3 protein-coding genes are annotated in these 10,246 nt (G+C 50.4%); all 3 read left to right on the top strand.

Features of this window, described 5'->3' with window-relative positions; all coding sequences use genetic code 11:
- Positions 1–181: hypothetical protein (locus tag ETF27_RS11380; protein ID WP_205012820.1), on the top strand; the 181-nt coding region annotated here is incomplete at its 5' end.
- A 118-nt stretch (positions 182–299) separates the two neighbouring features.
- The gene (locus ETF27_RS10220) at positions 300–3,272 is read left to right on the top strand and encodes a T9SS C-terminal target domain-containing protein (protein WP_147785795.1); all 2,973 of its coding nucleotides are present in this window, start codon (positions 300–302) and stop codon (positions 3,270–3,272) included.
- A 12-nt stretch (positions 3,273–3,284) separates the two neighbouring features.
- On the top strand, positions 3,285–10,246 hold a 6,962-nt coding region (locus ETF27_RS10225; RefSeq protein WP_147785796.1), incomplete at its 3' end, for a toxin TcdB middle/N-terminal domain-containing protein.

Here is a 10,246-nt window from a genome sequence, read left to right on the forward strand (position 1 = left end):
TGCAATTCCTTGCAAATTAAAGAAGAATAACCTATATTTGCGCTTAGGAAAAAACAACTTAAACGTTCATGCTTATGAAGACAACGTTGATTTTACCAATTTCAGCCCCCTTGACATAAAGAACGCCACTTTCGGCAGTCAAGGGAGATATGCAGGACTCTACGAAAAGGCTTTGCATTAATCAATTTTCGCACACACGATACAATCCATCCCACTTTTATTTTACGGATTTTCTCTCTTTACCGTTTTTATTGCGGGTATCTTATCAGACTGAAAAAGAACATAGACAGTATTAACTTATGGGACGACATTTACACGAAACAGCATTTCTAATAGTTACAGCCTTATTCATTCCCGTGCAGTCCCGTGCGCAGTCACCCGGTCAGGTCAGCGGTGCGGAGGCATGGCTGAAGACTGTCCCCCTGACGACGGACCTGCAGGGGTACTATCATTGGCGCGACTTTTCGGGCGACTCCGTTAGAACCAACTTCTACGATGCCAAGGGCGCAGCCTACGGTGGTGAGTTCACGCAGCGGCACACATGGATACGGACTTTCAACTTCAACCCCGCCCTGAACTTCTCCGAGGGGAATCAGCCGAAGGAGAGTCTACTGAAATACTCCAACCTCGCGCAGATGACCGTCATCGGGGTGTTTGCCCCGACGACCACCGCCTATAACAAGGACGAGGTGCTATATGCCGTCAGCGGACGCAAGGGTGCGGGAAGCCTCGTGAGCAGGGACAAGGCGGTCGGGCAGCAGGGCATAGAACCGCTCAACTACGGAAGCACGGCCGGCGAGGACCTTCTTTATTCGGGGAGCGAGAGGCAGACCGCAGAGGAATTCAAGTCCACGAGTCCCCGCATCGTCTCATACATCAGGGCATACGCCCCCGTGCATTCCGTGTGGGGAGAAGGCAGACGTGCGACCATCACCACGGGAACATACAGGGACGGAGACGTCAATTTCTCGACAGCCTTTGACAAGTCCCTGTTCGGGGGCGGTGCGTTCAATGGCTACACGCCCGAGCTCATCGCATACGGCAGGACGCTCACGCCGCTGGAGCGCAGGCAGGTGGAGACCTATCTCGCCATCAGATACGGCATCACGCTCAACGGCTCGTACTACACGGGTACGGGCGACCTCTCATGGGACAGGGACGAAAGCTCCGTCTACCACCACAGGGTGACGGGCATCGGGCGTGACGACGCGGGCGACCTCTTCCAGCCTCTCTCCACGACGAGCTACGAGGAAGCACCAAGATACTCTACTGAAAAGACATACGACAGCTTCAGAGACGCAGACCCATACGGCCTGCCGACGAGCCAACGCCTTCTCGTCATGGGGCGTGAGGACAGCTCGCCCATACCCGACGGTGGCTATATGATATGGGGCGACGACAACGGCTCCACGACCACCGCCGAGACGGAAGGAAAAACACCGTGGCACGTCATGAACCGCAGGTGGCTCGTCAGGACGAACATCGACTCCACCGAGTACAGGAAGGACATCTGGACGCAGAACGGCATCACCGTCACCTCCGACGGTTTTATGGATGCAGTGTCGCAGAATGAGCCCAAGGAGGGCGCATACATCGTCAGCTCCCCGCTCGACACGGGAAACGGCACGATGGAATACACCAACCCGAGGCTCCATCCCGCCTACAATGTAGGATTCACCGAGGCATCGGGCACGAAGTGCGCCTACGGCTTCAACGTCAGCGCACGGGGTGAGATCCGAATCGTAGAGGACGGAACAATACAGAATCGTGTCTTAACAGGCAATACGGGCGGAAAGAGTTTCATCGTACGCAGGAAAGGAAACAGCGTAACCTTACTCATCGACGGCAGGGGCAGCAAGGACCTGCAGATAACCATACCCGTTGAAAACACGGCAAAGGCAGCCTGCATGATTTTCGAGACGGCAGGCGGCGAGACAGCATTAAATATCCCCAAGCTGCGCAGGAATGGCTTTGGAGACAGCGGCAACATGGTCGAGCTCGGATACGGAGTCCTCGCCAAGGATAACAAGTTCGCAGGTGCGGACTACCGCAACGTCTTCATGCTCATAGACAGAGGTGCGGGCGACAAGAGCGACATATGGGAAAACACCATCATCAGATGCTCGCGCAAGGACGCGAGCCGTGAAAAACTCGTCTTCGACAACATCTTCATGGACACCGACGGCAGTGGATCTGACACGTTCACCTTCGCCTGCTTCGACGGCATACTGGCACGGCTAACACCGCACGATGCGAGCTGCACGGGCGGAAAGCCGCGAAAGGACGGCAGCCTTGACATCAGCATGGTGGTCGGCCTGCCGAGTTTTTCATACAGCCTGCTGGCGGACTCCGTGGAGAATATGGAGAAAGGTGCCGTAGCTTCACGGGGAAACTTCACCACGAAGACATACACGGTGAAGAACCTGCTCCCGGGAAACTACAGTCTGCTCATTAAGCAGAACGCGGGCATCGACATCACGGCGGAGAGCATGGGAGGCGTCGAGTATGCCCATGCGGTCGGTCGCCGAAAGCAGGGAGAGGTCACATGGACTATTCCCTCGCTCACCTCCGACTACAGGGCGGGACTCTGCACCACGCTCGGACTGGGAAAGAACATCCTCCACGGCTTCGACGTGAAGAATGCCACGGCACAAGTCGTGGTCGAGGGCAAGCCCGTGGGTGCTGCCGTCACCCTGAATGGAGGTGACGCACTCGGCATCATCTTCACCCCCGACACGGTAAGCTATACGGTAAACGGCATCGTCGTCCACCGTGCGGCCAAGAAAGCTGGTCTCGGCTGGCTCTTCGGCATGGGCTTCAACAAGGGACTCTCGACCATCGACGGGCTGAGCATCGACGGCGGAGACTTCGCCCTGACGAGCGTTTCGAGGGGCGTGGCCTACGAGACGAAGAAGGCGGTCGAGGACAGCATGGCGGTAATTATCGGCAACGAGTGCAGCCCGAGCGTGCCCAAGGCACAGGCAAGGTCGGCAGAAAACGCCTCCTCCATCGAGAGGCAAGCCCATTCTGCCCTCACTGTGACAAGGAAGGACGGGACTGGTATGGCGTTCAGTGCCGAGCTGAGACTCGCCAAGGAGACCGATGCCGAACTGCTCGTCTATGACACATCAGGAAGACTGCTGAGCCGGACGGACATGACGGGAGGCACCATCAAGCGTGCCGACTTCACCGTACCGCAGACGGGCGTGTACGTCGTCAAAGCACTCACCTTAGAAGAGGAATTCACAAGGAAGATAATGGCAAACTACTAAACTCCAACGGCTATGAAGACAAAGCATTACCTCATATCGGCGGCATTACTGACAGCCATCACCGCAGCCATCGCTGCGACGCATATATACAAGGGACAGGACAGTGTACGTGAAAACAACGGCACGAGTATATCACAATCCGTGGCAGCACAGACCGAGACGTCCACGAAGAACGTCCATAATGCAGAAAAAGCTACGCAGGGAATATCACGGACGGCAAGGAAGGAGGATAAGTCAAAGACGACAGCAGCAGCAACTTCTTCCGTTATGGAGACCATCTACACGGCAGATCATGCCTCGGGCATCATAGGACAGCCCGACGGACGGGTTTCGGACAACCCCGAGGACAACATCTTCGAGATAACAGTCGAGAAAGTCTCTCCAAATATGCGCGCATGGCTGGTCTATGACCTCAAGGGCGTAAGCTCTGGTCAGGGCATCAGCAGGAGCATCAACGACCGCATGGCTGTCGGCGGCTACCTCACGGCACTTTCCAAGGAATGGAAGACCGTCAGGGAGGAAATAAGTCCCGAGTGGCTGAAGGACGGCAGGAACACCGTCCTCTTCACCATTCCGACGGATGCTTCCTACGCCTATTCGGTCAGGAACGTACATATCGAAACCGTAGCGGATGCTAAGACAAAGACTAATACCAATAAGCAGGAAGAAATAATCCTTTCCTCCGCCCCCATAGCCTATGACGGTCAGACCTACCTCTACGGCTTCGTACGAGGGAAGGCAAGCCGTATCTCAGTGAACGGCACAACCATCACCGTCCATGACGGAGAATTCGAGGGCATCGTGCCATCGACGGGCAGACAGCTCAAGCTCACGGCAGTCATTGATGGCAGGAACATCAGTAGGAAAATAACACCCATACAAGGAGGCAGGGCGGACTATGCCCGTGCCCTCGTGTCCGTCGGTGGAAAGGCGGAGAAGCAGTTCCTCGCACACAGGGCGGACAGCATCGCCATCGGCGGCAACGTCCTTTCCGTGAAGGCTGCGGACATCGCAAGGGATGGCAGATACTCCATCACGGCACTCCGCGAGACGGACATTCCTGCCCTTGACTACGGCATGACCAACGTCACCGCCAAGGGAGACGGCTACCGCTTTCTGCCCCACGGCAACCACTTCGAGGGCAAGGGTGCAACGGTGAAGATAAAATACGACCGCACGCGAATCCCGAGCGGTTTTACAGAAGACGACATCAATACCTATTACTTCGACCAAGACACCAGGCACTGGGTGGCTTTGGAACGTGTGAAGGTGGATAAGGCTACAGCCTGCGTGGTATCGAAAACGACGCACTTCACCGATATGATCAATGGTGTAATCAAGGCACCGGAATCACCACAGACCGATGGATTTACCCCGACGATGATGAATGACATCAAGGCGGCAGACCCAACGACAAAAATCAATCTCATCACTCCTCCTACGGCTAACAACCGAGGTTCTGCCAATCTACAGTATGGCTTCGAGATGCCCCCTGCCCGCAATGGCATGGCACCGTCCTTAGGCATTCAGTACAGCAGTGAGGGCGGTAGTGGATGGCTTGGAGAGGGTTGGAATCTCTCTGTTCCTTCTATTACGTTGGATACTCGCTGGGGTGTCCCAAGATACGATACAAGTAAAGAAACCGAGACTTATTTGATGTCGGGCTCTATGCTTTCTACGATGGGTGACGACGGCAAGATGGGTGTGGCTCACCGTGGTGAGAAGATGAACCGAAAAGCGGACAGGCAGTTCTACACTCGTCAGGGAGGAGACTTCAGCCGTATCATCCGCAAGGGTAACTCTCCTGCCGACTATACTTGGGAAGTAACCGACAAACAAGGAATCAAATATATTTATGGTGGAGAAGGTGCCGTTCTCAAAGGTACCATCACCGATGCAAGCGGTCAAAGCCGTGAGGTGATTACCGAATGGAAGCTCAAACGTGTGGAAGAAACACACGGTGATTATATCGAATACGTCTATGAGACAGCCGACGAACCTGTTCGTGGTGGACTTGTGGCAAAAGCCATTTATCTTAAGGAAGTACGTGCTGGTAATAGCGGACAAGCACCCCACACAGTGGTTGTCTTAGAAGGCAGTAAGCAGAAACGACTCAAAAACAACAATGCAAGATATGGCTTCCTAACCTCATCGAATCGTTTGTTAGAGAAGCTAACGGTGCACTTCCAAGGAAGTACGCTCCGCAGTTATGCCTTTACCTATAGCGAGGGTGCGTTCAACAAAGATGTGCTTACGGGTGTGAAGCAACTCGACGACAAAGGTGCAGAAGTGTCGTATCAGAAATTTGACTATTATGATGATGTACAGGCTGCTAAGGGGTATGTGCCTTTTAAGGAAAAACAGGAAATATGGAATACGCACAATGACGGCCTTGACGCAGGGTTTATAAGTCCTCTCAAAGAAGTTGGTGGCATATTCAGCGACAAACCTACTGCCTTAGGAGGAACAACAAGCCTTTCTTATGGTGGTTCTTTCTATGCTGGAGCAGGAGTTGATGATCAAAGTTCTTCAACAAGTGGCACTATTGGTGGTTCTTTTAATTACTCTCATGATAATTCTAAGGGATTATTGACTTTTGCAGACCTTAACGGAGATGGATTACCCGACAAGATATATCAGGATGGAGGTTCTGTGTACTATCGTCCGCAAATATGCACAGACGAAAAGAAAATAACCTATGGAGAACCTATCAAAGTTGTTGGTATCTCTAAATTTTCTGCTTCATCCAGTAATACTTTCTCCGGAGGACCTGCCATCAAGGCTGGGTGGCAGTATATTATGGCTACTGTTGCTACAAGTACCTCCCGCACAACTACTAAAACCTCTGTATATTTCAGTGATGTTAATGGTGATGGGCTTGTAGATATAGTTTCTAATGGTAAGGTTTATTTTAATCATATAGAATTTGATGCGCAAGGTCATGCTATTCCTCATTTTACGCTTAGCAGCGCCGATACACCAAGCCCCATCATCTATGATGCCAAGAAAATAGATAAAACTATTGGAGAGGTTGATCCTACCGAGCAGGCAGAACTGATTAAATCCTCTCCGATGGAAGATATGGTACGTGTATGGCAGGCACCTAAAGATGGAATCATCAGCATCTCGGGTACAGTTAGTTTGATTACTCCAACAGGCGAATACGATACCGATGAGTATGCTCATGCTGATGGTGTGCGCGTAGCCATTCAGAAAGGTCGTACGGAACTCTGGAACAAGAAAATTACCAAAGGAGATGCAACGGCTTATAATGCTACGGCACAGAATATCACCGTCAAGAAAGGCGACCGCATTTATTTCCGTGTCCAGTCTGGTACGGAGGAAACAAGCAACGGTGCCTTTGACAACGTGAAATGGGCACCTATCATTACCTATACAGGTGCGGCAGAAACACTCCCCGGCGGATTATCTACCACTGTTTATCAACCTCAGGAGGGTGCCATTTATGGTGCCAATACACTGACTAATGTGGCAGAGAGCGCTTCTTTGAACCTGTCAGGTAAGTTCACCAAACCCGTCACAACAGATGACGTTACGCTCAGAATTGTCGCATCTAATGAGTTAAAAGACAGCTTGGGTAATAATAATCCGAATTATAAAAAAAGAGAAATCTATACCCGTACCTTAGCATGGAATGAAGCGTTTGACGGAGAAATTAAACAGACTATTCCTAATCCGGATGGCTTGACAAATCTAAACTTTGAAATCAGTTCTTCTTCTAATGTGGACTGGTCGAAAATAAAGTGGACCCCACAAATAGAGACCATAGGCAAGGATGGTAGCAGGCAGCGTACGGCAGGGGCAACCCATTATGTTCTCTTTGCTGACATGGTTAGTGAAGGTAAACCTGTAGTACTTGCTTCCAATGTTTCAACCCTGACAGTTACTCCGAGTATCACGATGCTACCACCAACGGCAAACGGAATGGTAACGATGACTGTCAAGACTGTAGACAAACTGTTGGGTAAAAAGACTTACACTTTCAGTGGTGGCAGTCTTTCAGGGGATCCTCTGATAATCACCGGTATCAGTGCAGGCAAGATATGGATAGATTACTTCTATTCAGGTAACATCTCAGGTCAGACAGTAACTTCTGCAGCTACTGTCAGTGGCATAGGAACAGCACAGGCAGGCTTCTATGCCCAGACAGAGAACAAAGGCTTCGGCACAATGTATCGTGGCTGGGGTGGCTTTGTTTATAATGCTTCCGAAGGTAGGTATAGCAAACCTATTGATGAATCACTGCTGAAACTTCCCGATAGCAAGGATGCCAAGATGGATCCTTTGACAATGGCATTTGTTCCAATTGGAACAGACCAAAGTTCATTTGACAGATGGATAGGACAACGAGCAGAATTGTACCTTACAGCTGAAGAAGCTGGGGCTTCAAGACTAACTGAACAAAATGTAATATTAACTAACCCATTCGAACATATTGATGATATAGCAGGAGTTTCCGGTACATGTTTACAAGGAACCGGTGCTGTAGCTATAACACAGGAAATGGTTGCAACAAGTGATGTCAATCAGACAGGCATTGCTTTTACATACAATGACGCAAGTGGTAAGAGTGTAACTCGCTCCACTATGATGGATTTCAATGGGGATGGTTTCCCGGATATTTTTCAAAAGGGAATCATACAATATACAAATTCGCAAGGAGGCATCAGTGGCGAAAAGTATAGTGGAATTGGAACCATTGGCAGCGAGAACAAGTCTGAAGGATGGGCATTGGGAAGCGACCCTATTATTTCGATAAGTTCTACGATTGCTCATATTGCAAAAGGAAAGGATCATTCCAGCAACCAAGGCTCCAGCAACAAGGCAAAAGCTCGTATGTCTGGATCTGTCAGTATTCCTCCCTCTAACAAGGATTGGAGCACAGAAACATTCATGGATGTGAATGGAGACGGTCTACCTGATAAAATTATTAAGGGAAATAAAGTTCGACTTAATTTAGGGTACAACTTCACAGAACCGATTGATTGGGGAATTGATCGAATACAAGGAGGTAAGGGAATTACTTATAACGCCAATATAGGTGGTAGCTTCAATAAGGGGTCATCAAGCTTCGCCGGGGGATACAATGTTGTAACCTCTAAGAATGGAGAAGAGTATAATCTCTCTGATGTAAATTCTGACGGATTACCAGATAAGGTATGGCGCAATGGCAAGGCTATTATGGTGGCACTTAATATCGGTAATGGCTTTATGGATGCCATTCAGTGGAGAGGGCTTTCTTCTCTTAGTGAATCTGCCTCAACTTCAGAGGGAGCTGAAGTTGCATTTACTGTCAATTTTACCCCAAAGTTAATTCCTGTCAAAATTTCCATAAATCCAGTTGTTTCTGTCAGTCATAGTATAAATCGTAACAACTATGCTTTGCAAGATGTAGATGGCGACGGCTACCTCGATATTGTGGAATCCGATAAGGAAAGCGAACTGAAAGTAACCCGCTCTGCCATCGGCAGAACGAACATGCTCAAGAGCGTGACCAACTCCCTCGGCGGAACCTTTACACTGGACTACGAACACAGCACGCCTACCTACGGCCTGCCCGGTGGTAAATGGGTAATGTCGTCCGTAACCATTGACGATGGTATCCGTGATGATGGACCGATGATGAAGACGATGTTTGCCTATTCTGATGGACAGAAGGATCGCCACGAACGTGAGTTCCTCGGCTTTGGAAAGGTCGTAACCAAGAATATCGACACCGAACAGGGTGAATCCGCAGTCTATCGTCAGGCTGTGCAACTCTACGATGTGTCCACCTACTATGCACAGGGCAATGAGCTTGGAGCGTCTGTAGAGGATGCCAAAGGCAACAAGTACACCGAGACACGCAATGAATATGATGGCTATTATATCACAGCCAACGGTGACAGCTATACTTTCAACAAACAGAAGAAGCTCTGTAGCGACCGCGCCTCTGCCTTCGTGCCGCTCCGCTATACCGCCAATAAGCAGTATGAGGGGCAGGCAACCGGTATCACCACCTCAGAGGCTTGGAATGAGTATTATCTCACAGGTTATCACGGAGAGCTGAAGTCTTACAAGTTCAGTGATAAGGGTAAGTTGGGTGCTGACGGTTCGGGTAAGTTCGACTACCAAACCGCAATACAATATGCTCACAATGATAACAAACATATCTTCGGGCTACCTACCAACGTAACCGTAACGGGCGGTGATGGTAAGACTTATCATCAAGTCTCTGCGACTTACGATTTGAACTATGCCAACCATATCACGCAGATTAAGCAACAACTCGGAAGCGGTGAAGCTGTCTCTGACTATACTTATGATGCTTACGGCAACATTATCAAGACTACGCTTCCTGCTAACAGCAAGGGACAGCGCATGTGGTACACCTACCGCTATGAGCCGGTGATGAATATGTATGTGGAGCGCATAGACGATGCATTTGGCTACCGTAGCGAGGCAGCCAACTTCGACTACCGCTATGGTATGGCACTCCGCCGTATGGATCTCAACCACTTCTATTATGAAACGGATATAGACAACCTCGGACGTGTGAAAGCTGTGCGTGGTCCTAATGAGTTGGCAACAGGTGTGCCTTACATCATTGCCTTTGACTATCAGCCTAAGGCTACTTTCGGCACCAATGGCATCACTGCACCTGCTTACGCAGTGACCAAACATTACGACATACAGCACCCAAGCGATGATATGGAGACCGTCACCTTCGTGGACGGTTTCGGACGTCCCGTTCAGGTGAAGAAAGACGGTGTGGTAACGACAGCTGCCAAGGGCAGTGCACCCAAGGACGAAACCGTGATGATTGTCAGCGGACGCAATGTCTATGACGCTTTCGGTCGTGTGACGAAGGCATACTATCCAACAACAGAGGCAGTGGGCAAAAAGACAACTTTCAACAAGGCTTTTGATAACGTGTCGCCAACCGTAACGGTTTACGACGTGCTTGACCGTGC

It is taken from the genome of Prevotella brunnea (assembly GCF_008016795.1).
Taxonomy (GTDB): domain Bacteria; phylum Bacteroidota; class Bacteroidia; order Bacteroidales; family Bacteroidaceae; genus Prevotella; species Prevotella brunnea.

Coding starts and splice junctions, on each gene's coding strand:
- ETF27_RS10220 (WP_147785795.1), top strand. CDS start 300: ATGGGACGACATTTACACGAAACAGCATTTCTAATAGTTACAGCCTTA.